Source organism: Pseudomonas sp. KH_046_2, from assembly GCF_057838985.1.
Window position 1 is genome coordinate 5,270,908 of sequence record NZ_CM174480.1, and the last position, 23,227, is coordinate 5,294,134.

At 60.2% G+C, this 23,227-nt stretch carries 21 protein-coding genes and 4 pseudogenes; 9 read left to right on the plus strand and 16 right to left on the minus strand.

All coding sequences use genetic code 11. From position 1 onward, the window contains the following. The first annotated feature begins 47 nt into the window (after positions 1-47). The 7 genes from AC3IX1_RS23920 (at position 48) to AC3IX1_RS23950 (ending at position 5,134) form a co-directional block, all read left to right on the plus strand. A complete protein-coding gene (locus tag AC3IX1_RS23920; protein ID WP_489386056.1) occupies positions 48-308 on the plus strand; it encodes a hypothetical protein in 261 nt (86 codons plus the stop codon). Further along, the gene (locus AC3IX1_RS23925; RefSeq protein ID WP_489386057.1) at positions 305-493 is read left to right on the plus strand and encodes a hypothetical protein; all 189 of its coding nucleotides are present in this window, start codon (positions 305-307) and stop codon (positions 491-493) included. Before AC3IX1_RS23920 ends, AC3IX1_RS23925 begins: the two co-directional genes overlap by 4 nt. A gap of 126 nt (positions 494-619) precedes the next feature. Continuing rightward, positions 620-880: a hypothetical protein gene (locus tag AC3IX1_RS23930; RefSeq protein WP_489386058.1), complete on the plus strand. Its 261-nt coding sequence runs from the start codon at positions 620-622 to the stop codon at positions 878-880. Beyond that, positions 877-1,755 carry a toprim domain-containing protein gene (locus AC3IX1_RS23935; RefSeq protein WP_489386059.1) on the plus strand — a complete coding sequence of 293 codons (879 nt, stop codon included), beginning with the start codon at positions 877-879 and terminating at the stop codon, positions 1,753-1,755. The genes AC3IX1_RS23930 and AC3IX1_RS23935 overlap by 4 nt, the downstream gene beginning before the upstream one ends. Then, complete coding sequence (locus AC3IX1_RS23940) at positions 1,742-3,538, plus strand: DUF927 domain-containing protein (protein ID WP_489386060.1); 1,797 nt, start codon at positions 1,742-1,744, stop codon at positions 3,536-3,538. The genes AC3IX1_RS23935 and AC3IX1_RS23940 overlap by 14 nt, the downstream gene beginning before the upstream one ends. A gap of 364 nt (positions 3,539-3,902) precedes the next feature. Then, positions 3,903-4,208: a hypothetical protein gene (locus AC3IX1_RS23945; RefSeq protein ID WP_489386061.1), complete on the plus strand. Its 306-nt coding sequence runs from the start codon at positions 3,903-3,905 to the stop codon at positions 4,206-4,208. Then, a complete protein-coding gene (locus tag AC3IX1_RS23950; protein WP_489386062.1) occupies positions 4,205-5,134 on the plus strand; it encodes a hypothetical protein in 930 nt (309 codons plus the stop codon). The genes AC3IX1_RS23945 and AC3IX1_RS23950 overlap by 4 nt, the downstream gene beginning before the upstream one ends. Positions 5,135-5,442: 308 nt before the next feature. Here the strand turns inward: AC3IX1_RS23950 and AC3IX1_RS23955 are convergent, their stop codons facing one another. Then, complete coding sequence (locus AC3IX1_RS23955) at positions 5,443-5,667, minus strand: hypothetical protein (RefSeq protein ID WP_489386063.1); 225 nt, start codon at positions 5,665-5,667, stop codon at positions 5,443-5,445. 183 nt (positions 5,668-5,850) lie between these two features. Here AC3IX1_RS23955 and AC3IX1_RS23960 point away from each other — a divergent pair, with 183 nt between their 5' ends. Beyond that, on the plus strand, positions 5,851-6,147 hold the full coding sequence (locus tag AC3IX1_RS23960; RefSeq protein WP_489386064.1) for a hypothetical protein: 297 nt from the start codon (positions 5,851-5,853) through the stop codon (positions 6,145-6,147). On the opposite strand, the gene AC3IX1_RS23965 is transcribed toward AC3IX1_RS23960, so the two are convergent. From AC3IX1_RS23965 to AC3IX1_RS23975, 3 genes are read right to left on the minus strand one after another with little or no spacing between them, the layout of a single operon-like run. Further along, entirely contained in the window at positions 6,111-6,713 is a 603-nt protein-coding gene (locus AC3IX1_RS23965; RefSeq protein ID WP_489386065.1) for an LPD38 domain-containing protein, read from the minus strand. The genes AC3IX1_RS23960 and AC3IX1_RS23965 overlap by 37 nt on opposite strands. Next, a complete protein-coding gene (locus tag AC3IX1_RS23970; RefSeq protein WP_310334711.1) occupies positions 6,644-6,853 on the minus strand; it encodes a hypothetical protein in 210 nt (69 codons plus the stop codon). The genes AC3IX1_RS23965 and AC3IX1_RS23970 overlap by 70 nt, the downstream gene beginning before the upstream one ends. 9 nt (positions 6,854-6,862) lie before the next feature. Continuing rightward, positions 6,863-7,756 carry a hypothetical protein gene (locus tag AC3IX1_RS23975; RefSeq protein WP_489386066.1) on the minus strand — a complete coding sequence of 298 codons (894 nt, stop codon included), beginning with the start codon at positions 7,754-7,756 and terminating at the stop codon, positions 6,863-6,865. Between the two features lie 449 nt (positions 7,757-8,205). Here AC3IX1_RS23975 and AC3IX1_RS23980 point away from each other — a divergent pair, with 449 nt between their 5' ends. Then, a complete protein-coding gene (locus tag AC3IX1_RS23980; RefSeq protein ID WP_489386067.1) occupies positions 8,206-8,880 on the plus strand; it encodes a uracil-DNA glycosylase family protein in 675 nt (224 codons plus the stop codon). Between the two features lie 775 nt (positions 8,881-9,655). Here AC3IX1_RS23980 and AC3IX1_RS23985 read toward each other — a convergent pair. The 12 genes and pseudogenes from AC3IX1_RS23985 to gcvH all read right to left on the minus strand — a co-directional run. After that, a pseudogene (locus AC3IX1_RS23985) lies at positions 9,656-9,790 on the minus strand (IS5/IS1182 family transposase); the annotation flags it as partial. A 68-nt stretch (positions 9,791-9,858) separates the two neighbouring features. Then, on the minus strand, positions 9,859-10,701 hold the full coding sequence (locus AC3IX1_RS23990) for a methyl-accepting chemotaxis protein (protein WP_489388781.1): 843 nt from the start codon (positions 10,699-10,701) through the stop codon (positions 9,859-9,861). A gap of 15 nt (positions 10,702-10,716) precedes the next feature. After that, positions 10,717-11,742 (minus strand): annotated as a pseudogene (locus tag AC3IX1_RS23995) (HAMP domain-containing protein); the annotation flags it as partial. 249 nt (positions 11,743-11,991) lie between these two features. Beyond that, positions 11,992-12,606, minus strand: a pseudogene (locus AC3IX1_RS24000) (amino acid permease); the annotation flags it as partial. Positions 12,607-12,610: 4 nt separating this feature from the next. Continuing rightward, complete coding sequence (locus tag AC3IX1_RS24005) at positions 12,611-13,816, minus strand: ISL3 family transposase (RefSeq protein ID WP_489384767.1); 1,206 nt, start codon at positions 13,814-13,816, stop codon at positions 12,611-12,613. Positions 13,817-13,898: 82 nt separating this feature from the next. Beyond that, positions 13,899-14,747: pseudogene (locus AC3IX1_RS24010) on the minus strand (amino acid permease); the annotation flags it as partial. Positions 14,748-14,860: 113 nt separating this feature from the next. Next, on the minus strand, positions 14,861-15,871 hold the full coding sequence (gene lipA / locus AC3IX1_RS24015) for a lipoyl synthase (protein WP_489386068.1): 1,011 nt from the start codon (positions 15,869-15,871) through the stop codon (positions 14,861-14,863). Positions 15,872-15,895: 24 nt separating this feature from the next. Next, positions 15,896-17,017, minus strand: a complete 1,122-nt coding sequence (gene gcvT, locus AC3IX1_RS24020) for a glycine cleavage system aminomethyltransferase GcvT (RefSeq protein WP_489386069.1) — start codon at positions 17,015-17,017, stop codon at positions 15,896-15,898. A gap of 9 nt (positions 17,018-17,026) precedes the next feature. Then, positions 17,027-18,403: an L-serine ammonia-lyase gene (locus AC3IX1_RS24025; RefSeq protein ID WP_489386070.1), complete on the minus strand. Its 1,377-nt coding sequence runs from the start codon at positions 18,401-18,403 to the stop codon at positions 17,027-17,029. Positions 18,404-18,434: 31 nt separating this feature from the next. Then, positions 18,435-19,688: a serine hydroxymethyltransferase gene (gene glyA / locus AC3IX1_RS24030; RefSeq protein WP_489386071.1), complete on the minus strand. Its 1,254-nt coding sequence runs from the start codon at positions 19,686-19,688 to the stop codon at positions 18,435-18,437. 73 nt (positions 19,689-19,761) lie between these two features. Continuing rightward, on the minus strand, positions 19,762-22,632 hold the full coding sequence (gene gcvP, locus AC3IX1_RS24035; protein WP_489386072.1) for an aminomethyl-transferring glycine dehydrogenase: 2,871 nt from the start codon (positions 22,630-22,632) through the stop codon (positions 19,762-19,764). A 14-nt stretch (positions 22,633-22,646) separates the two neighbouring features. Next, positions 22,647-23,024, minus strand: a complete 378-nt coding sequence (gene gcvH, locus AC3IX1_RS24040) for a glycine cleavage system protein GcvH (protein ID WP_489386073.1) — start codon at positions 23,022-23,024, stop codon at positions 22,647-22,649. Between the last annotated feature and the right edge of the window lie 203 nt (positions 23,025-23,227).

The window sequence follows — 23,227 nt, forward strand, 5'->3', positions numbered from 1 at the left end:
CACCACATGGCCATCGTCCGCACCCTGGAAACTGTCGACTGTGCTGTATGAGCGCCAAGACCACCAGCGCCTCACTCGCAGAGATCGCCGAAGATGCTTTGGATTACGTCCGCTACGAGCGAGATCAAGCCCGCTGGATGGCTGCGCTGATGAAATCCATCCAGCTTGATTTGAAACACAACAAGGGGCTGGATACCAAGGATCTGACCTCGCTTGGGCTGTATCTCGGCCACGACTGCACGAACTATCTGGACGAGCACGCCAAGGCGCTGCAAGCCCAGCTCGACGCAGTGGGTGGCGCCGCATGACTTCCCTCACCCAATCCTACGCAACGCCTATTGATTGCACCCTTGACGACCTGCGCGAAGTGCAAGGCATCCTCGTAATGCTCGCCATGGCGCTCGCCGTCATCGCGTCGCCGGCCACCCTATTGTCTGCTCTCGTGTACTCGCTGTTGTTGCCCAGCACGCCGCAACAAGCTGGGCTGAGCTAATTGGTGACGTTATCGAGTCGACGGGTGATGACCAATGAACGCCGCAGTTAAAGCCCCATCCTTTGCCGTGAAGACTTGAGTTTCACCCAGCGGTTCGAACCTAAAGATTACGTAGAGGCTTAACACATGAAAATTCAAAACAGCGCGCAAGCGTTGAGGGGATCGGCTTGCCCGAAGAAAGCCACTCACCCAAAGGTGCCCAAGGCGCTGTTGGGGCCATTTCTAACCGAGGCCGACGCCGAGTGTGGGCGCATCGTCATGCGCAGCGCTGACGCTCAGGTGACGGCCTGCCTAGTCGATTCAATCGACGACACTACCCACTGGCACGCCGTGAATATTGGGCGCGTCTGCCGGGCCTTTGCGGGCGCCGCCAAGGAGGTCGCATGACAGACGCGACGATCCTTTTCCGTGACGCGCTCCAGTCGGTATATGGGCCGCTTGATTGGCTCCCCGTGCCAGACGGCACCATTCACCGCTTCCATGTTCCCGGCGATAAATCCGGCGCGTTCAACGGTTGGTATGTCCTATACCTGGACGGCATCGCATCCGGCGCGTTCGGCAGTTGGAAGGCCGGTGGCGCCAGCACCTGGAGCAGTCGTGAACCTGCCGACCACCGCGAAGCCGAGCAGGTGCGCCAACGTATCGAGCAGGCCCGCCAGCAGCGCGAAGCCGAGCAGCATCAGCGCCAGCTCAAAGCCGCGAACCTTGCTCAACGCTGGTGGCGGGATGCCCGCCGTGCCGATCCTGACCACGCTTATTTAATCGCCAAGGGTGTTCGCTCCCACGGCCTGCGCCAATGTGGTGACGAATTGCTGGTGCCACTGTATGCCGGTGGCGTGCTGGTCAACCTGCAACGGATCGCACTGGACGGGAGCAAACGCTTCCTGTTCGGCGGCCGGATCAAGGGCGCCTATTCACCGCTGGGGCGCATCACACAGGGCAAGCCGCTGTGCATTTGTGAGGGGTGGGCCACGGCCGCAACACTTCACGAAAGCGGCTACACCGTCGCGTGCGCCATGAATGCCGGGAACCTCAAGCCGGTGGCGCTGGCGCTTAGGACTGAATACCACGCCACCGAAATCATCATTGCGGGCGACGACGACAGGCGCACTGAGGGCAATCCCGGACGCACCGCTGCCCATACCGCCGCCGTCGCGGTGGGTGGCCTGGTGACGTTTCCCGAGTGGCCCGCCGACGCGCCGCACACGCTCAGTGATTACAACGATCTAGCCACATGGAGCAAAGCTCATGGCATCGCCTGACAACAACGTAATCAACCTTCGCCCCGAGGCGCCCATGGTCGAACCTGAGCGTCCTTGCTGGGGTGTTTACGATCACTGGGTGACGAATGAGAAAGGCCGAAGGCTGCGCCCCGGCGTGTACTGGCACGGCTTCAAGCGCAGCGCCGCCGACGATGATGCCGACGACGACAAAGCAGACCGTCCGTTTACTGACGAATGGATCTCCACCCCCGTGACCGTCGCCGCTCGCACCACCAATAGTGATGACGGCAGCGAGGGGCGTTTCTTGCGCCTAGTCACTGAGAGCGGCATCAAGGAGTGGATCATTCCCATGGAAGTGTTCGGCGGCAGCGGCGAGGACGCCAGGCGCCAACTGTTCGGCATGGGCGTCATCATCGCCCTCAAGAAGCGCGGCCAGTTCATGGAGTACTTGCTGGAGCAGCGGCCCGCCGACGTGTTCGCCACCACTTGCCGACCGGGCTGGCATGAGTCGGGGGCATTCGTGTTGCCGGGCCGCACCATCGGCAACGACAAAGTGCGGTATCAGGCTAGCGGCAAGGGGCAGAACCTGTTCAGCCTGCGCGGCGATCTGGATCACTGGCAGACCGAAGTCGCCGCCAAGTGTGCGGGCAATCCGGTGCTGACGCTGGCGATTGGCTGTGCACTCGCTGGCCCGTTATTGAGTCTGGTGGGTGTATTGGGTGGCGGCGTGCACCTGGTGGGCGACAGCTCCAGCGGCAAGTCGCTGGCGCAACTGATCGGTTCATCGGTGTGGGGCGACCCCGGCATCTTTGCCGCGTCGTGGGACATGACCAAAGGCGGTCTGGAGATTGAAGCCTCGGGCCGCAATGACACCATGCTGCCCTTGGACGAGATCAAACGCGCCGACCCCAAGCGCGTACAGGAAATGGCTTACTCGCTCGCCAACGGCCAGGGTAAAGGCACCATGACCCGTGAGCGTGAAGGTCGGGCCAAACTGTCGTGGCGTTTGCTGGCGCTGTCGAGTGGCGAACGCTCCCTGTCTGAACACGCGGCCATCGGCGGTAATGCGGCCCACGCTGGCGCCGAGCTGCGCATGGTGGACGTGAACGCAGGTACTCGCACCCACCGCGCCTTCGACGAATTACACGGCCTTGCGGGTGCCGACTTCCACCGCCTGCTGACCGTGGCTGTCGGCGCACACCATGGGCATATCGGGCCAGCGTTCGTGGAAAAGCTGCTCGCCAGCGACGACCGCCCCGGCCTGCTGGAAGACTTCGCCGATATCCGCGCCAAGTTCACCGAGGACAACGCTCAAGCCGGACGTGTAGCGGATCGCTTCGCCGTCATTGCGTTGGCCGGAGAAATGGCTATCACCTACGGTCTGTTGCCTTGGACGCAAGGCAGCGCCCTGGCCGACTGTCAGTTGTTGTATGGCGAGTGGCTGAGCCGGGTGGGCAGCGGCAATGCCGAAGACCGCCAGATTCTCAGCGGCATCCTCGACTTCATCGACAAGCATGGCAGCAGCCGATTCTCCGACGTGAACGACCAGACGCCCGACACCAAGGTATTCAATCGGGCCGGATACTGGGAGTTGTCGATGGGCAAGCGCCTTTATCTGTTCAACAAGTCAGCGCTGACCGAGGCCGCTCATGGTCATGGCCTGAACCGTGTCATTAAGGCACTTGAAGGTGCGGGCTTTCTGGCAAAGCGGGATGCGGATCGCAAGCGCAGTACCAAAAATTATCGCCTCCCCGGTGGCGGTCAATCACGGCTGTATGTCGTCGATCCAGAAGCCATGGACATTGAGGGTGGCGGCGTATGAACGGCAGCCACACACCACTTGCCCGGATTGCCCGAGTTCACAGGAACCTAGAACTGGTGGCAACAGTGGCAACAGTGGCAACAGTGGCAACGGCCTTGCTGGGCGGGCCTCTCAGCCGTTGCCACCCTATAAAAAAAGTGGCAACAGGTGGCAACACACACGTTAGTTTCAATATAAGAGCCTGCAACAAACCTCACATTTGGTTATCACCGTTGCCACAAAAAACCGAGTGGCAACGAAACGGCAACACCGGGCACGGCTGGAGGCCCCGGTTTACGGGGCTGTTGCCACCGTTGCCACTGTTGCCACGTTTTTTGAATCCACAGGAACATGTGTATGTGAGCAATACGGGTGAGGTGGCGCCATGAGTCTCCTTTCCGGCCTGCTCGATCACATGCCGCCGACCATCGCTGGTGGCGACAAGCCAAAAGTGGCGACTCGCACCACGGATCGTGCACGTTTGGTGCTGGTCGAGCGTCCCGCCCAATTACCGGCAAGCACTTACACCAACGCCGCCAATGCCACGCCTGAGTGGCGCCACGCCCGTAATCAATACCTGAATCACGTCATGACCTGTCGTTCCTGCTACGCGCCGACAGCCCGTTACTGCCTGGCTGGCGCCGACCTGCGCGCCAGCTACGAGAACACGCCAATGGAGTCGCCACGATGAAAACCGGAGATTCAGCTATCAAACCAAAACAGCGGGTTTCAGATGAACAGCGCCGCCAAGTGCTGGAGTTGCGCCGCCGTCACTCACTGCGCGAGGTAGCCGAAGCGACCGGCCTGCCACTGGGGACGGTGAAGACACTGGTTTCACGCTCAGGGGTATTCCGCGACAACGACCAGCACCGCGCCCTGTTCACTCTGCCGCCGATCAAAGCCAGCACCGAAACCTTGCCCTGCGTGCCGGAGCTGCCGCCGCAGGAAGTCGTCACGGGCGATAAGGAAGTGGACGCCCTGCTGTGGCTGCGCTCGATCATCAGCACCGGCCAGACCGCATTGATAGAGCGGGCCATGGAAGCGGCCAAGCGAATCAAGACGCCGTTCGACGTGCTGGAGAAGCGCTACAGCGCCCATCTGCTTGCCAACTGCAATGGCAACGTGTTCGCCACCTTTGGCTCGATTGGCTTCGCTGACCTGGAGAAGCTGGCGAGCAGATCGATAGAGCAACACCGGCTCAGGCTGGAGGGCGTTGCTCGCTTTGGTGACGACCTGCTGGCCGACACCGATGCGGAGGTTTTCTGCATCGAGGCGTTGCGTGGAATGAAGCGAAGCGGCCCCTTGCTCGACTACGACAAGGACAAGGTAGCCGCCCGCTTCAACGCCCACCCCGAACTGATGCCGCACACGCTGGCCGACTGCCTATATGAACTGGATTACTGGCATCAGCTCTATTGGCTGCGCGATGCGGCAGACCACTACGCCAGCGATGGGCCAGCCGAATCGACAGCGCGAGAGTGGTTCGTGTTCGGCCTGCTGGCGGAAATCAGACCACGGGACAAGGCCGACGCGCTGGCCGTGTTCCGCTACCTGGTCGCCAGTGACCGCGACGACATGCCGGAAGCCGAAGCCATCCTCTGCAACCTGATTGGGTAGCGTGCTCGGGCGCGGTGCTGGTTTCTAGATTGGTTGCTGCGGGTTTCGACGCCCGACAGGTCGAGCAAACTCGATGGCTACAGCTTGTCGCGGCCTTCCTCGGTGACTTGCTTCTCCAGCACCCACACGCGGGCTTTCACCCTGGCAGCGCTTTATCATGCCCCAATATTTTGATTTTTCAGCAGTCCTAAATAGCGGCTTTACCCCATCGTTTTCGGGCGTAAAAACAGGCGTTCACTTGTCCCTTTATTCCCCCTCGAAATCGCCAATCGGCCATCCAAAAAGCACCGAAATGTACGGCCTCCTGCCTACAGTTCCAGCGTGTCGGGTAGGCAGCTCCGGCTGAGTGCTGACCACCAGCCGCCGACCGAGCTGCTGGCCGAAATCAAGGCATACCGCCGGGAGATTATCGAAGCTCTGAGCGCGGCGACCGAACCTACGCCAAGGTCGGCGCGATAGCCGGCGCCGGCAGCAATCGCGGCCTGGCCGCCACCGCCTACGTCGGCACTCTCAGCGGCAAGCTGTACTTCCACCCCGACCCCGACTTCACTGACTACATCGTCAGGCTGCCGATTGAAGACTGCGACTAAGTGGCTGATTCAGCTCCCAGGACGGCGGCCGTTCGCGATGGTCGGCGAGACGTGCAACCAGGCCGGTGCGCTCGAGTTCGCTCGGAGCATCTGGCCAGACGCAAACATTCTCGATGAGGTGACACCATGTCCCGCGCCCCCCGCTTCGCCCTTGCCGTAGCCAGTTTTGCACTTGCAATGACCGCCGGCGCCGATGAGTTGTATGGCCTGCCGACGCTGCCCAGCCTGCCAGGCACCAGCGCCCCGGCCGTAGTCGTCCCGGTCGCGCCATCCAGCAGCGGTGGCGCCGGCACCGTCTACTATGACGACGGCAGCACCGTTTACGGCAGCGACGGCAGCACCGCCACCCGCTACGGCGACCTGATCCATGTGGTGCCCGGCACGAACTACGACGACCTCGACCTTAACGTCGACAAACAGTGAGGGGCATCCTGATCCTCGTCATGGTGGTGCTGACGGCGCTGGCCTTTGGCGTCACGCCGCTGCTGGCCGTGATCCCTGGCTGGCTGACGGTCTGGCTGGTGCATACCGCGGAGGTCGGCACCATGGACGAATTTTTCGTCTGGCTGATCATGCTCGCCGGGGTCGCTGCCGTCGAGGTCGGGGCGCTCGCCCATGCTCGGGTACGCCTCGCGCGCCAGCAGGTCGGCGACCGACAGGGCGTAGATGCCGATGGTGCCCAGGTAGCGGTCCCACAGGTGCTCTAGTTGCTTCGGCGACAGGCCCAGGGGCGGCCCGGTCAGTTGCCCGAAGGCGGCGCGCATGGTCGGACTGGTGAAAGCGTCGTAGCGCGCCGCCGGCAGCTTACCCTCGTCGGTCATCGTCTCGATGGGTGTGTCGAAGAAGCTGTCGCGGTTCTTCTGTACGTCGAACAGTGGCGCCACCGCTTGCGGCACCGGGTTTAACGCCAGGGTGCCGGTCAGGCCATGCACCAGCGCCTTGCCGAAATCGCCCAGTGCTGGCTGCCGATGCTCAGGTGCAGCATCCACTCGGGGAAGGCATTAGCCAGGCCGCCCCAGCCGACATAACGCGCCAGCAGCGCCTGCTCGTCCGGGGTCGCGCGGCGCTGCTCGGCTTCGATCTGCTTGAGGGTGCGGATGGCCGCGAGGTTGTCGTTGAACTTCTCCACCTCCCCGCCCTAGCCGAGGCGGTTAACGTCGGTGATCTGGAAGTTGCGCGCAGGGATGTTGGGGGTGCCGACCGGCGCGCCGTCGATGGTTACTCGTCCGTCTCGTCGATCTCGCGCTCCCGCTTCATCATTTTTTGGTACTCGGCCTCCAGCTTGCTTAGTTCCGCGCGCTCCCACTCGGGTTGATTTGCCCCGACCTCCGGTTTTAGCAGGATCAGCTCGCTTAGCGCCACTTCCTCCGCCGACCACTGCGGGAAGCCCTGCTGCATCAGCTCCAGCACCCGCGCCGCTGCCTGTTTGCCGGTCACTTGCAGGGTCGACTCCCAGTCCCCGTCCGCTTTCAGTTCCGCCGTCATCTTCGGCAGCCAGGTTTTCCAGTGCTTGCGGGCCATCGCCGCGTAGCGTTGCGCGCTCATCGGTATCTCCTTGCAGGTTGGCCTTGCCGTCGCGCACGTCCGCGATAAAGCGCACGACATACGGTTTCATGTTGTTGGCGGTGTCCGCGCCGAAGCACTCGACCACCAGCCGGACCACCGCGCGCATCGCGTCGCGCAGGTCGCTACTGGTCTCCTTCAAGTTAGCCACGGCCGAGGCAAACAGCGGCTTGGCCTTGGCGTAGGTGTCCTCATCGAAGGCTAGCCCGGAACTCAGCCGGCCGCCGCCGAACAGCGCGCCGAGGCTGTTGATCGCGTAGTCCAGGGCGCTGACGGTGTGCTTCGCCTCACTGCCCAGGGGTTCGCCGGCCGCGCGCGGGGCAGGCGCCGCCGTGGCGCCGGTGACTTCGGCGAGCACGTCGTCGAACAGCGCATCAAGGTCGCCGACGCCGACGGTGGCGTGCTCGGGCGCGGTGTTGGTTTCTAGATTGGTTGCTGCGGGTTTCGGCGCCCGACAGGTCGAGCACACTCGACGGCTACAGCTTGTCGCGGCCTTCCTCGGTGACTTGCTTCTCCAGCACCCACACGCGGGCGCTCACCCTGGTAGCGCTTTATCATGCCCCAATATTTTGATTTTTCAGCAGTCCTAAATAGCGGCTTTGCCCCTCGTTTTCGGGCGCAAAAACAGGCGTTGACTTGTCTCTTTATTCCCCCTCGAAATTGCCAATCGGCCATCCAAAAAGCACCGAAATGTACAGCCTCCTGCCTACAGTTTCAGTGTGTCGGGTAGCCTCTCCATCATCTTGCGTGCGCTCCCGCTTGCTGACGCGAGGTTAATGCCGCAGGCGAGACAGGGAGCTACTCTTTCAACAGAGTCGGTCAGGAGCGTTCATTCGCAAACGCCCATGAAAACAGCACCGACTCGCTCCGCCGCTGGTTACGTCTAACGTTTACGTTAATCCAACTCGAGGTGAGTCAATGCCATTTCGCGAAACCCTGGCCCGTCATTTTCACGGTCTCGTACAGATCTCGCGTAATGAGATTTTTGGCGATGCCGATGCCGCGTGTGCGCCAATCAATCTTCCAGACGATGCCGCAACGATGTTTTCAGGCTACGTTGGGGATCAGTATCAGCCTGGGAGAGGGCTCTTGCTGCTTGCTATCAACCCAGGAGGCGGCGGTGATGCGTACACGGAGCGCACCCAGGAGGATGAGGTCTTTTATCCTTTGCTGATGGAGTTCAAAAACTCCAAGAATGCGGAGATTTCAAAGGGCTTTGAGCGTGTAAACCAGTCCTTCGTACCGATTGTTAAATGCTGGAATCTTTGGCGGATTCTAGGGCCGACGCTGCTAGCAGCGGGAAGGACAGTCGATGAGGTCGCATACATGAACGTGGTCCCTTACCGGACACGAGGAGACAAGATGCCGCCGGTGGCGGCGAGGAAGGCTGCATGGGATCTCATAGTGGGGCCCACACTCGAAATTCTTGATCCTGCCGCTGTCGTAACTCTCGGCAAAAAAGCCGGATCTGTGACTGAGAAACTATACGCCGGTAAACGGCACCTGTTCTGCGTTCCCAGGACAATCGGAGACTCGTGGTTGTCAGAGGAAGCTCACGCCGTGCACAAGCAAATGAGGAACAAATTGGCGTGACGTAGCACTGCGATCAATCGGACGGGACTTGGTCCCCGTTGCGCGAACTACAGCGTGGTCAGGGCGACAACGCCAGCACAGGCCGCTGACCCGCCAACCAGCGAAATCGGGGCTGAAACCGGGCACTGGTTGGTTGAAAAAACGGCTTGGAAACGAGAGGAGGCGCGATTAGGTAAATTGATCAGCGCTTCCCTAATTACTTGCAAGCGCTTGGGCAGCTATTTCCGCCACCAACTCCTGAATAGCAAGGCCCACCGACACCCGCATAACAAGGGCCGCCAACGCCGTCATAAGCTGGGCCGCCAACGCCACTGTATGCTCGGCCGCCAACACCATCGTACTTGGCACCGCCAACGCCGTCGTACTGAGCACCGCCAACGCCGTCGTGCTGGGCGCCGCCGACACCCGCATAACAAGCACCGCCAACACCGGCATAGGCCGGGCCGCCTACGCCCGCATAGCCTTTGCAGTTACATACATCGTTTGACCAGGCATTTGCATTCGCATTGACCAGCAGTTGCATTGGCACTGACCAGCGATGGAAATCCTCAGGTTGATTTGTACTCGTTCCGCCTCTTCTTACCCTGCTACTCAGGAGTGCATGAATGCTAATCACATGCCTGCCAGGGCTGCTAACTGCCTGCTGACGCAGCGGGCGAGTGCGATTACTTGAGCTACTGCCGCACAGCTGGGCTCTACCACGGAAGATCTGGAAGCGCCTCCACCCCAAGTGGTCTCTCATTGGGGAGCCCGCAGAATTCGGAAAAAATCGTACCTAGGTTGTGTACGAAAAGTAATGTCGCAAACACCGCATGGCGCAAGCTAGTGAGACCATTGCGTCAAAGCGTTTCGCCAGCTTGTCGTAGCGCGTACCGATCTTCCGGTTCTCTTTTAACCAGCCAAACATTCGTAAGGCTACCTTGGAAAACGTGCAATAGACTCCCATCTGCACGTTTCCTGATTTCGGCTGCTAGAAATTTAAACCTTGAAACGCCCCAGGATCTGATCTTGCTGACCAACCTGATCTGTCATTGCGCTGCATTGGTGAACCTGACCTTCCGCACCACGGGATACCTCATGAGAGATATCACGAATGTTCGTGGTGTTGCGGTTGATTTCCTCTGTGGTTGCGCTTTGTTCTTCAGCTGCTGTGGCGATTTGCAGGTTCATATCGTTGATGCGAGTAATCGCTAAACCGATTCGCTCAAGAATGTCGTTGGCAGCGCCGGCTTCTACTGCCGTCTGGCTGGCGGTATCACGGCTGTGCTGAATTCGCATTTCCGCTTCCCGAACCCCGGACTGGAGCTTGTCGATCATCTCGCGGATTTCTTGCGTAGATTGCTGAGTTCTTGACGCAAGCGAGCGGACTTCATCAGCCACGACAGCAAAGCCCCGGCCGGTCTCACCAGCACGGGCAGCTTCGATTGCTGCGTTGAGTGCCAACAGGTTTGTCTGATCGGCGATAGCGGTGATTACAGAGAGAATCGAGCCGATGTTGTTACTCAGCTTGGCCAGCTCATTGATTGACTGGCTGGTCGAGTCCATTTCAGTTGCCAGGTTCTGTATTGCGGACGTGGACTGAGCCACGACATGCAGTCCGCTTTCAGCTTCTGCACTGGCCGCTTTCGCTGCTTGTGCAGCTCCCTGTGTGTTGCGTGCGACTTCTTCTGCCGTAGAGGCCATTTCGTGCATGGCTGTAGCGAGCTGATCGAGCTCTTGTAACTGCTGCTGCAAACGACCAGAAGACTGCGTTGCTTCGTCGGATGTCTCGTTGGCGCGTTTACGGACTAAGAGAGCGCTGCCTTTGACCTCACCGATCATGATTTGCAGGTTTTGAAGGAAGCTATTGAACTCCTTGGACACCAGAGCGATTTCGTCATTCCCGGTGTCTGGAAGCCGGCGAGTCAGATCGCCATTTCCACTGTTCACTTCAATCAGCGAGCGATGGAGCCTATCGAGCGGCATGAGCAAGCGCTTCATGAGCAAGCCCAGGAGAATCAAACTGATGAGAACCCCGAGGATGGTTGCAATCACAGCGCGATGGCTAAGATTGTCTGCTTCAGCCATCACAATGTCTTTGTCCAGAACCACCCCAATGTACCAATCGAGGCCTTTCAGGTTGGTAAGGGGGGTGAAGGACACCAAATAATCCTTACCGCCGGTACTCACCTCGCGAAGCTCCTGGCCAAGAGCCGGGCTCTTGCCGCCGAACAACTCACTGTAGGTCTTAGCGTTAAATTTAGCGTCTGGGTGCGAAATTATGTTGCCGCTTTTGCTCATCAGAAACGCATAACCAGAACCATTAAAGTCCATGGTGTTAAGCGCAGTGGCTACGACTTTCAGGCTGATGTCACCGCCAAACACACCAAGGAAATTTCCATGGTCAGTGATTTTGGTTGCGGCAGAAATCAAGGCTTCGCCGGAGGTACTGTCAACGTATGGTTCAGTCAAGGCAGCCTGAGCACTATCACGCCCAACGCCATACCATGGGCGCTTACGGCCATCCCAATCTGAGCTTGGGTTCCAATCATTGCTGTTCTTGATCGGTTTACCATCTGCTTGCAGCGAACCGAATACCAGGAGGAACTCTTTCTTCAGAAGCGGTCTGTCAACGATGAGTTGGATTTTTTCCGGGCTGTAGTCGCTATCAATGGTTTCGGCCATCAGATCGATGATACGTAACTTTCCGTTTAGCCAGTTTTCAATCTGCCGAGCCAAGGTGCTGCTGATGGCGGAGATGCTTGCGGTCTCCCTCGAAACGATACTGCCCCTGACGGCGCTGACCTGTGACATCGACAGTAAACCTGTCGTGAGGAATAGCACTGTGGCGGCAGCTAAACCAACTTTATGTACGATTTTCATGGTTGACGCCTGACTATAACAGTTTTTAATTTCTTGTTGCCTTACACAGTGATGCGATTATGGACGGGGGCGTCCATCCAATTGTTTGCTTAGAGGCACTCTGAAAGATTTGCAGTGGATAACATCGTTGTCGCTGCATGAAAAGTTCACTTATAGAATAAAAAATGGTGCACACCTAGTTTAAGTGCACACCATGTCTGGACTAGTTTTAGACAGCCCTATGACTCAGTCGGACGTCCTTAACATAACTCAATTAGCCTGGCTTTCTTGTCTTTCCCCAAGCTGAAGATGTGTTGTCTGAAGTTTGCTTTTACGTACAAACTGATAGGACACACCCAGCATAATAAACCACAACGGGGTGTAGATCAGAGCTTCGCGAGTATCGGCCTCCAGCGTCAGTAACGCGATGATAAAAGCGAAGAAGCCCAAGCACGCCCACGCCATAAACACACCTCCGGGCATTTTGAACTTCGAGGCCTTATGCTGTTCCGGCCGGTTTTTTCGGTAAGACAAATAAGACAGCAGAATGATCGACCAGACGAACATGAACAGGACCGCGGAGATCGTAGTGATCAGGGTGAAGGCCGCCATCAGGTTCGGGATCAGGTAAACCAGCAAGGCACCTAACAACAAACAAATGCAGGAGAAAACAAGCCCGTTGGACGGAACCGCACGCTTGGATAACTTCTTGAAGTTTTGTGGTGCATCGCCTTCCTGGGCGAGGCCGAACAGCATCCGACTGGTTGAGAAAACCCCGCTGTTGGCGGACGACGCGGCTGACGTCAGGACCACAAAGTTAATGATAGCAGCGGCGGCGGGAAGGCCCGCAATCAGGAAAAGTTCAACAAAGGGGCTTTTATTAGGTTCTTCACGGATTACCGGGAAAGACGCTCTTGATCTTCATGAAAAAGAATTCGCTGTCCCGGTAACCGTACGCCATCCGCTTGATGACCTTGATTCGATTGTTGATGCCTTCCAACTGGCCCGTATGCATCGGCCAGCGAACCCGGCTGACGATGCCCCGCCAGTAACCCTTCAGTCGTTTGGCAAACTGGATCAGAGGCGGTATTTCGCTTTCATGCGCATGGCGCAGCCATTGCTGCCAGGCTGATCGCCAGCCCCAGGCGGTGCTCGGTGTCCAAAGCGTTTTGAGTTCAGCCTTCATCAAATAGACCGTCATTAACGCTTGGTTGGCCGCCAGCAGATCCTCCAAACGCACCTGTTGCTCCGGCGTTTTCAGGTTCTGCGGGTTGCGCAGCAACAGCCATCGCGCTTGCTTGATGACCTTTCGGGCAGGCTTGTCATGACGTAGCCGATTAGCTTCATCGACGCGGACTCGATCAATCACCTCTCGGCCATATTTGGCCACCACATGGAAGAGGTCGTAGACCACGCGCGCTTTTGGGCAGTGCTGACGAACCTCCAGGTCAAAAGCGGTGTTCATGTCCATCGCCACCGCTTCGATGCGAGCGCAACCCTCTGGGCCCAGCTCTTCGAAGAATGGCCTGATCGCCGCACGGCTGCGACCTTCGCCAATCCACAGCACTCGCCGGGTATCGGCGTCCAGCACGACGCTGGCGTAACGATGACCTTTGAACAGCGCGAATTCGTCCATTACCAGGCGCCGTGGCTGCGCCTTTGGCAAAACACTCAGCGCCGCTTGCAAGGCTCGACGCTCCAGCAACCGCACACTGTCCCAATGCAGCCCGAACAGTTGAGCCACGTGTTTTGTGGGCAGGCGCTCGCAGGTTTGAATGACGGCCTCGGCCAGGCGGCGTGTCATGCGGGCATAGCGATCCAGCCAACTGACCGCTTCCATGCGTTTGCCACAGTCGCGACACCCGACACGTCGGAGCAACACGCTGAGGCGCACTGCTCGGCCGAGAATGGGCAAATCACGAATGACTCGCTGGCAGTACTCATGCGTGGTTGAACACGGTTGTTGGCAGCCGCCACAGGAAGGAAACCGGGTGGCGTGAGGCATCAGGTCGATCTGTAGCGTATCGCCATCGGGCTTGATCGTAACGACAGAAAAGCCCTCCCAAAAGGGAAGGAAAGTATTAATATCACGCATAAGAACGCCGGTTTGTTAGATGTGTTTGCTCGCACGAACATCATCAATCAAATCGGCGTTCTTGTTTCTGTGTTTCCCGGGACTCCGTGAAGAACCTTTTATTAGCCACCACGTCGCGCCAAGGGGTCACCGCCATAATGGCGATCAGCGCGAACACGTAGAAAATGATGATTCGGATCGGTATGGAGTTGATGGCGCGTGGCAGAGTGTGCTCTGGGTTTTTCGCTTCAGCAGCTGTCGTCCCCACTAACTCGATGCCGACGAATGCGAAGACCGCGATCTGGAACCCGGCGAAGAAGCCCATGAGTCCATGAGGAAACATACCGCCGTCATTCCACAGATTGCTTACAGTCGGAATTTTTCCGGTCGGTGATTGAAAGCCAGACGCTACCAAATAGACGCCAGTACAGACCAAGGCGCAAATAGCTACGATCTTGATCATCGCGAACCAGAACTCCATCTCTCCGAACATCTTTACGGTGATCAGGTTCAGCGACAGTAGCAGGCCCACACAGGCCAGAGCTGGTCCCCATTGAGGAATATCGGGAAACCAGAACTGCGAATAGGCGGAGATAGCGATGACATCGGCAATGCCAGTGATGATCCAACAGAACCAATAGGTCCAGCCGGTAAAATAGCCAGCCCAAGGGCCTAGTAGATCCGCAGAAAAGTCGATAAAAGATTTGTAATTGAGATTCGACAGCAGCAACTCACCCATGGCGCGCATGACAAAAAACAGCATGAAACCAATAATCATATAGACAAAGATTATTGAAGGACCTGCCAGACTGATGGTTTTGCCTGACCCCATGAACAGGCCCGTACCAATGGCCCCCCCGATAGCGATCAATTGTATATGACGGTTAGACAAACTGCGTTTTAGATCGCTTTCTTGTCCAGCCGATTTCGAAGATGGCGCATTACTTGTCATTTTTTGAGCCCCACTATTTGAATCATGATTGTTTTTATGAGTTGCATCATCGCAATGACTTTCTACCGATGGCACTAGTCACCACAGGCAGTTGAAATTCTTGATATTCGCATTTACATTTTCAAGTAATCGTTCACTCCTAATTGACTTGTAGATACAACAGCAGACACTTGTTTGTCGGCATGGTACGAAGACCGCACCAACGGACCTGAAGCTACATTCTTAAAGCCCATCTTCAACCCTTGTTCGGCAAACCAGGCGAAGGTGTCAGGGTGCACGAAACGCTGCACCGGCAAGTGACTGCGCGATGGCTGCAAGTACTGCCCCAGGGTCAGCATGTCGACCTGATGTTCACGCATGCGCTGCATCACCTCGATCACTTCATCGTCCGTCTCGCCCAACCCAAGCATCAGCCCGGACTTGGTCGGTACCCCCGGCACGTGCTGCTTGAAGTTCTCCAGTAAATCCAGCGACCACTCGAAATCCGAGCCCGGACGCGCGGCCTTATACAGGCGCGGCACGGTTTCCAGGTTGTGGTTGAACACGTCCGGCGGTTCCTGTTCGGTGATGGCCAGCGCCACGTCCATGCGTCCCCGGTAGTCCGGCACCAGGGTTTCGAGCTGGATACCCGGCGACAACCTGCGGATCTCGCGCAGGCAATCGACGAAATGTTGGGCGCCGCCGTCGCGCAGGTCATCGCGGTCCACCGAAGTGATGACCACATACTTCAGGCGCAGGTCGGCGATGGCGATGGCCAGGTTCTTCGGCTCGTCGACGTCCAGCTGCTTGGGCCGACCGTGGCCGACATCGCAGAAGGGGCAGCGACGGGTGCAGATGTCACCCATGATCATGAAGGTCGCCGTGCCGCCGGAGAAGCACTCGCCCAGGTTCGGGCAAGACGCTTCCTCGCAGACGCTGTGCAGCTTGTGCTTGCGCAGCAATGCCTTGACCCGCGCCACCTCGGGCGAAGTCGGGATTTCCACGCGGATCCAGTCGGGCTTGCGTGGCACGTCTTCGGTGGGCAGGATCTTCACCGGGATGCGTGCCACCTTCTCGGCGCCGCGCAGCTTCACCCCGGCCTGCAGGGGCTGTGGACGAGTGGCGACAGACAGGGTTTCGTTCATGATCATGCTCCAGCAATAAGGCCTTCAGCCACGGTAATAACGTTGCGCCACGAAGGGCGTGCGGACCACGAGCATCGGCACCAGCTTTCCGCGCACCTGGGCGAAGACTTCGATCTCCAGCGCGGCAAACGCGCTCTCCACATACCCCATCGCCAGGGGCCCGCCCAGGCTTGGGCCGAAACCGCCGCTAGTGACACGACCGATCACCTGTTCCTGGGCATTGACGATCAGTGCACCTTCGCGCACCGGCACCCGCTCCTTGGGCAACAGGCCGACGCGCTTGCTGAGCACGCCATCGCGCTGCTGGGCGAGGATGCGCTCGGCACCGGGGAAGCCACCGGCGCGCACGCCATCGGCACGGCGGGCCTTGGAAATCGCCCAGGCTAGGCTGGCCTCGATCGGCGTGGTGCGCGGCTCCATGTCATGCCCGTACAGGCACAGGCCGGCTTCCAGGCGCAACGAGTCGCGGGCGCCCAGGCCGATGGCCTTGACTTCGGGCTCGGCCAGCAGGGAACGGGCAAGCATCTGCGCGTCCTGCACCGGCACGGAGATTTCGTAGCCATCTTCACCGGTGTAACCCGAGCGGCTGACGTAGCAGTCGACACCGAGCAACTTCACACTGGCAAATTGCATGAAGGTCATGGCCTTGACCTCGGGCGCAAGGCGGCCCAGCACCGTGGCCGCCAGCGGGCCTTGCAAGGCGAGCAAGGCGCGGCTGTCGAACAGCGACTCGACCTCGCACTGGCCTTCCAGGTGCCGCCTGAGGTGGGCCAGGTCCTGATCCTTGCAGGCCGCGTTGACCACCAGGAATAGGTGGTCGCCGGCGTTGGCGACCATCAGGTCGTCGAGGATGCCGCCGTCGTCATTGGTGAACAGCGCATAACGCTGCATGCCCACCGGCAGGTCGACGATATCGACCGGCACCAGGGCTTCCAGGGCCTTGGCCGCGCCGGCGCCGTGCAGGCGGATCTGGCCCATGTGCGAGACGTCGAACAGGCCAGCCTGCTCGCGAGTGTGCAGGTGTTCCTTGAGCACGCCCTGTGGGTATTGCACCGGCATGTCGTAGCCGGCGAAAGGCACCATGCGTGCGCCGAGTTCCAGGTGTAGGGAATGCAGTGCGGTTTTTTGTAGTTGTTCGGTAGACATGGGGGATTCCTAGCATTCGATGATGTTGACGGCCAGGCCGCCGCGGGCGGTCTCTTTGTATTTGCTTTTCATATCGGCGCCGGTCTGGCGCATGGTGCGAATCACCTTGTCGAGTGAGACGTGATGCTGGCCGTCGCCGCGCAAGGCTAGGCGTGCGGCATTGATGGCCTTGACCGAGCCCATGGCGTTGCGCTCGATGCAGGGCACCTGGACCAACCCGCCAATCGGGTCGCAAGTCAGCCCGAGGTTGTGCTCCATGCCGATTTCGGCAGCGTTCTCGACCTGCTGCACCGTGCCACCGAGCACCTCGCACAACGCCCCGGCGGCCATTGAACAGGCCACCCCGACCTCGCCCTGGCAGCCGACTTCGGCCCCGGAGATCGACGCGTTTTCCTTGTAGAGAATGCCGATAGCGGCAGCAGTGAGCAGGAAGCGCACCACGTCGTCCTCGTTGGCGCCTGGGATAAAGCGCATGTAGTAATGCAGCACCGCCGGGATGATGCCGGCTGCGCCATTGGTGGGTGCCGTGACCACGCGCCCGCCGCTGGCGTTTTCCTCGTTCACCGCCAGGGCGTAGAGGTTGACCCAGTCGAGCACCGAGAGGCTGTCCCTGAGGTTCGCCTCCGGGGTGGCATTGAGTTGACGGTGCAGCGCTGCCGCACGGCGCTTGACCTTGAGCCCTCCAGGCATGATCCCTTCGTTGCGACACCCGGCCAGGACGCAGTCCTGCATCACCTGCCAGATCTGCAACAGCCCCTGACGGATTTGCTCCGGGCTGCGCCAGGCCTTCTCGTTCTCGGCCATCAACTGACTGACCGAAAGCCCGTGCTGGGTGCATTGCGCCAACAGCTCGCGACCGCTCAGGAAGGGATAACGCAGCGGCGTGCGGTCTTCGACGATGCGGTTCACGCCGATGGCCTCCTCATCCACGACGAAACCGCCGCCCACCGAGTAATACTCGCGGCTGCAAAGCTGCAACCCGGCAGCATCGAAGGCCCGCAAGATCATGCCGTTGGGGTGGTAAGGCAACTGTTTGCGGATCATCGCCAAGTGTTCTTTCTCGACGAACCGGATGGTCTTCTCGCCCAGCAGCGACAGCGTCCCGGAACCCCGGATCTTTGCCAGCCGCGCTTCCACCGTCGTGGTGTCCACGGTGTCCGGGTACTCGCCCTCCAGCCCCAGCAGCACGGCCTTGTCACTGCCGTGGCCTTTGCCGGTGGCGCCGAGCGAGCCATACAACTCGGCCCGAAGGCTCTCCACCTGCGTCAGCAGCCCTTGAGCCTTGAGGCTCTCCACGAAGCGCACGGCAGCGCGCATCGGCCCGACCGTGTGCGAACTGGAAGGGCCTATGCCCACCTTGAACAGATCAAAAACACTTAGCGACATAGTCGACTCCGCCTCAAACCCTGTTTCGTGATCAGGCCGGGTAAACCGGGAACAGCGCGCAGAGCTCCGCCACCTGTTTAGCCACCTGGGCCTCGACATCGGCATCGCCGAGGTGGTCGAGGATGTCGCAGATCCAGGTCGCCAGCGCGCGGCACTCCGGCACCTGGAAGCCACGGGTGGTGACTGCCGGGGTACCGATGCGCAGGCCGGAGGTCACGAACGGCGACTGCGGATCGTTCGGCACGGCGTTTTTGTTCACGGTGATATGGGCGCGGCCCAGGGCGGCGTCAGCGTCCTTGCCGGTGATGCCCTGGCGAATCAGGCTGACCAGGAACAGGTGGTTGTCGGTGCCACCGGAAACCACGTCGTAGCCGCGCTGCTTGAAGATTTCCGCCATCGCCTGGGCGTTCTTGATCACCTGGAACTGGTACTCCTTGAAGCCCGGTTCCAGCGCCTCCTTGAAGCACACCGCCTTGGCCGCGATCACGTGCATCAGCGGCCCGCCCTGCCCGCCCGGGAACACGGCCGAGTTGAGTTTTTTCTCAAGGTCCGGATCGGCCTTGGCCAGGATCAACCCGCCGCGTGGGCCGCGCAGGGTCTTGTGGGTGGTGGTGGTGACCACATCGGCATACGGCAGCGGGTTCGGGTACAGGCCAGCGGCGACCAGTCCGGCAACATGAGCCATATCAACAAAGAGGTAAGCACCGACCTTGTCGGCGATGGCGCGAAAGCGCGGGAAGTCCAGGGTTTTGGAGTAGGCCGAGAAGCCTGCGACGATCATCTTGGGCTTGTGCTCGACGGCCAGGCGTTCGACTTCGTCGTAATCGATCAGGCCATTGCCGTCGATACCGTACTGCACGGCGTTGTACAGCTTGCCGGACGAGCTGACCTTGGCACCGTGGGTCAGGTGGCCGCCGTGGGCCAGGCTCATGCCCAGGAGGGTGTCGCCCGCTTGCAGCAGGGCCAGGTAGACCGCGGCGTTGGCCTGGGAACCGGAGTGCGGCTGGACGTTGGCGTAACCGGCACCGAACAATTGCTTGGCGCGGTCGATCGCCAGTTGCTCGACCACATCGACGTGCTCGCAGCCACCGTAGTAGCGCTTGCCCGGGTAGCCCTCAGCGTACTTGTTGGTCAGTTCGGTGCCCTGGGCCTGCATCACCTGCGGGCTGGTGTAGTTTTCCGAGGCGATCAGCTCGATATGGTCTTCCTGGCGTTGCGCCTCGCGTCGGATGGCGTCGAACAGCGCAGGGTCGAAATCGGAGAGGGTCAGGCTTTTATGGAACATGCTCGTGTTTCCTTCTTGTTCGGGTGACAGACAAGGCTGCGGCAAGGCCCGGACCACGTCCGGGCCTGCGCTATCAGGCTTCCTGGTAGATCGACATCGGTGGGCAGGCGCAGGCCAGGTTGCGGTCGCCGTAGACGTTGTCCACGCGCCCTACCGGCGGCCAATACTTGCTCTCGCGCAACGAGGTCAGCGGGTACACCGCCAGCTCGCGACTGTAGGAGTGGTTCCATTCGCCCACCAGTTCGGCGGCGGTATGCGGCGCGTTCTTCAGCGGGTTGTCGTGCTTGTTCAGGGTGCCGTTTTCCACCGCGCGGATTTCCTCGCGGATGCTGATCATCGCGTCGCAGAAGCGGTCCAGCTCCTCCTTGGACTCGCTCTCGGTCGGCTCGACCATCAGGGTGCCGGCCACCGGGAACGACATGGTCGGTGCATGGAAGCCGAAATCGATCAGACGCTTGGCCACATCTTCAACACTGATGCCGCTGCTGTCCTTGAGCGGGCGCAGGTCGAGGATGCATTCGTGGGCGACCAGGCCGTTTTCGCCGGTGTAGAGCACCGGGTAGTGCTCTTCCAGACGCCGGGCGATGTAGTTGGCACTGAGGATCGCCAGCTGCGAAGCACGCTTGAGGCCTTCGCCGCCCATCATGCGGATGTACATCCAGGTGATCGGCAGGATGCTCGCGCTACCGTAAGGCGCTGCACACACCGCGCCTTCCTTGCGCTCCATGTGGCTGTGACCTGGCAGGAACGGCGCCAGGTGCGCCTTGACGCCGATCGGACCGACGCCCGGGCCGCCACCGCCGTGAGGAATGCAGAAAGTCTTGTGCAGGTTCAGGTGCGAGACGTCGCCGCCGAACTTGCCCGGTGCGCAGAGGCCGACCATGGCGTTCATGTTGGCACCGTCCAGGTACACCTGGCCGCCGTGCTCATGGATGATGTCGCAGATCCGGGTGATGCCGTCCTCGAACACGCCATGGGTCGAGGGGTAAGTGATCATCAGCGCGGCCAGGCGATCCTTGTGCTGCTCGGCCTTGCTTTGCAGGTCCGCCACATCGACGTTGCCACGCGCATCGCAATCGACCACGACCACACGCATGCCAGCCATCTGTGCGGTGGCCGGGTTGGTACCGTGGGCCGACGACGGGATCAGGCACACATCGCGCCCCGCCTCACCACGGCTGGCGTGGTAGGCGCGGATGGCCAACAAGCCTGCGTACTCGCCCTGGGAACCGGCGTTGGGCTGCAGGGACATGGCGTCGTAACCGGTCGCGGCGCAGAGCATGGCTTCCAGCTCGTCGGTCAGCTCACGGTAACCCAGCGACTGCTCGGCCGGGGCAAAGGGGTGCAAGGCACCGAACTCGGGCCAGGTGATCGGGATCATCTCGCTGGCGGCGTTGAGCTTCATGGTGCAAGAGCCCAGCGCAATCATGGTCCGATCCAGGGCCAGATCCTTGTCGGCCAGGCGGCGCAGGTAGCGCATCAGCTCGGTTTCGGAGTGATAGCGGTTGAACACTTCGTGCTGCAGGAACGGCGTCTCGCGCAGCAGCGACAACGGCAGGCAGTCGCCGGTGCTGGCGGCAAGCGCGGCGAAGTCCGGCGGGAGCTGACCCGGCGCGGCGAAGACTGCCCACAGCGCCTCAACGCTGGCCTGCTCGCAGGTTTCATCCAGCGACAGGCCGACGCGCACGTCATCGATCAAACGCAGGTTGAGGCGTGCCGCATTGGCAGCGGCCAGGACATCGGCCAGCGGGCGGGCGGTAACGACGCTGACGGTGTCGAAGAAATGCTCCTGCTCGACTTGATGGCCGAGTTGCAGCAAACCCTGGACCAGAATCGAGGTCAGGCGATGCACACGGCGGGCGATCTGCTCCAGGCCCTGCGGACCGTGGTAGACCGCGTACATGCTGGCGATATTGGCCAGCAACACCTGCGCGGTGCAGATGTTGCTGGTGGCCTTTTCGCGGCGAATGTGTTGTTCACGGGTCTGCATCGCCAGGCGCAGGGCCGGCTTGCCGAAGCGGTCGATGGACACGCCGACCAGGCGGCCGGGCATATCGCGTTTGAACGCATCGCGGGTGGCAAAGAACGCCGCGTGCGGGCCGCCGAAGCCCAGTGGCACGCCGAAGCGCTGGGCGCTGCCCAACACCACGTCGGCGCCGAACTCGCCGGGCGGTGCCAGCAGGGTCAGGGCCAGCAGGTCGGCGGCCACGGCCACTAGAGCACCGGCTTCATGGGCACGTTGCACCAGGGCGCGATGATCGGCGATATCGCCGGTGCTGGCGGGGTATTGCAGCAGCAGACCGAAATAACCATCGAGGCCTTCCTGCACCAGCTCCGACTCTTCACCGATGACCACTTCGATGCCCAGCGGCTCGGCGCGGGTGCGCAGCACATCGAGGGTTTGCGGGTGGCAGTGGCGCGAGACGAAAAAGGCTGGGGCCTTGTTCTTCGCCAGGCGCTTGCAGAAGGTCATGGCCTCGGCGGCAGCGGTGGCTTCATCGAGCAAGGAGGCGTTAGCGATCTCCATGCCGGTCAAGTCGCTGATCAGGGTCTGGAAATTCAGCAGCGCTTCCAGGCGGCCCTGGGAAATCTCCGGCTGGTACGGCGTGTACGCCGTATACCACGCCGGGTTTTCCAGCAGGTTGCGCAGGATCGGCGTCGGCGTATGGCAAGGGAAATAGCCTTGGCCGATGTGGTTGCGAAACAGCTCGTTCTTCGCAGCGATGGCCTTGATCGCGGCCAGGGCTTCGGTCTCGCCTTGCCCCTTGGACAGCTCGAGCACGCTGGTGCCCTTGATGCTGTCAGGGATGACGCTGTCGATCAGCGCATCCAGCGAGTCGTGGCCGGTCAGCGCCAGCATGGCGTTGATATCGCCCTCGCGCGGGCCGATGTGGCGGGCAATGAACTCGTTGTCCGTGCCCAGCGGGATATGTGCTCTGGTCATGTCGGCACCTTGGCTCAAGCGTTGTCGGCCAGGAAGCGGTCGTAACCGTCCTGATCCATCAAGCTGTCGAGGGCTTCGAGACTCGCCACGCGGATGCGGAAGAACCAGCCTGCGTCCATCGGCGAGGCATTGACCAACTCGGGGTCGTCGGCCAGCGCCTGGTTGACCACCACCACTTCACCGGTCAGCGGCATGCTGATGTTGCTGGCGGCCTTCACCGACTCCAGCACCGCGACTTCATTCCCTTCCCCATATTGGCCGAGCTCTGGCAGTTGCACGAAGACCACGTCACCCAGGGCTTCCTGGGCGAAGGTGGTGATGCCGACGGTCAGCTCGCCGGTCTCTTCCAGGCGCAGCCATTCATGTTCGGGGGTAAAACGCAGAATGCTCATGGATCTTCCTCTTGTTATCAGGTGGGTCCCGGTGCAGGACTGATTGAACAAAAGCAAGGACAATGCCAATTAATTTAAATCCTTATTAATCAATAAGGTATGTGATTTTTTGGTTATTTTAAAAAGTAAACTCGGAACGAAATCGCTCCGACCTTCGGAGTCCTTCAGCAGTCGTTTACGGGTGAAGCCAATGAACGGCGCGG

Excerpts from the sequence above, each read along its gene's own strand:
- AC3IX1_RS23925 (WP_489386057.1), top strand. The coding sequence starts at position 305 with ATGACTTCCCTCACCCAATCCTACGCAACGCCTATTGATTGCACCCTT.
- AC3IX1_RS23980 (WP_489386067.1), top strand. The coding sequence starts at position 8,206 with ATGCCATTTCGCGAAACCCTGGCCCGTCATTTTCACGGTCTCGTACAG.
- AC3IX1_RS24025 (WP_489386070.1), bottom strand. The coding sequence starts at position 18,403 with ATGTCGCTAAGTGTTTTTGATCTGTTCAAGGTGGGCATAGGCCCTTCC.
- lipA (WP_489386068.1), bottom strand. The coding sequence starts at position 15,871 with ATGAACGAAACCCTGTCTGTCGCCACTCGTCCACAGCCCCTGCAGGCC.
- AC3IX1_RS23930 (WP_489386058.1), top strand. The coding sequence starts at position 620 with ATGAAAATTCAAAACAGCGCGCAAGCGTTGAGGGGATCGGCTTGCCCG.
- AC3IX1_RS23945 (WP_489386061.1), top strand. The coding sequence starts at position 3,903 with ATGAGTCTCCTTTCCGGCCTGCTCGATCACATGCCGCCGACCATCGCT.
- AC3IX1_RS23935 (WP_489386059.1), top strand. The coding sequence starts at position 877 with ATGACAGACGCGACGATCCTTTTCCGTGACGCGCTCCAGTCGGTATAT.
- AC3IX1_RS23950 (WP_489386062.1), top strand. The coding sequence starts at position 4,205 with ATGAAAACCGGAGATTCAGCTATCAAACCAAAACAGCGGGTTTCAGAT.
- AC3IX1_RS23920 (WP_489386056.1), top strand. The coding sequence starts at position 48 with ATGAGCGCCAAGACCACCAGCGCCTCACTCGCAGAGATCGCCGAAGAT.
- gcvT (WP_489386069.1), bottom strand. The coding sequence starts at position 17,017 with ATGTCTACCGAACAACTACAAAAAACCGCACTGCATTCCCTACACCTG.
- AC3IX1_RS24005 (WP_489384767.1), bottom strand. The coding sequence starts at position 13,816 with ATGCGTGATATTAATACTTTCCTTCCCTTTTGGGAGGGCTTTTCTGTC.
- glyA (WP_489386071.1), bottom strand. The coding sequence starts at position 19,688 with ATGTTCCATAAAAGCCTGACCCTCTCCGATTTCGACCCTGCGCTGTTC.
- AC3IX1_RS23960 (WP_489386064.1), top strand. The coding sequence starts at position 5,851 with ATGTCCCGCGCCCCCCGCTTCGCCCTTGCCGTAGCCAGTTTTGCACTT.
- gcvP (WP_489386072.1), bottom strand. The coding sequence starts at position 22,632 with ATGACCAGAGCACATATCCCGCTGGGCACGGACAACGAGTTCATTGCC.
- AC3IX1_RS23940 (WP_489386060.1), top strand. The coding sequence starts at position 1,742 with ATGGCATCGCCTGACAACAACGTAATCAACCTTCGCCCCGAGGCGCCC.
- AC3IX1_RS23990 (WP_489388781.1), bottom strand. The coding sequence starts at position 10,701 with ATGATCGGTGAGGTCAAAGGCAGCGCTCTCTTAGTCCGTAAACGCGCC.
- gcvH (WP_489386073.1), bottom strand. The coding sequence starts at position 23,024 with ATGAGCATTCTGCGTTTTACCCCCGAACATGAATGGCTGCGCCTGGAA.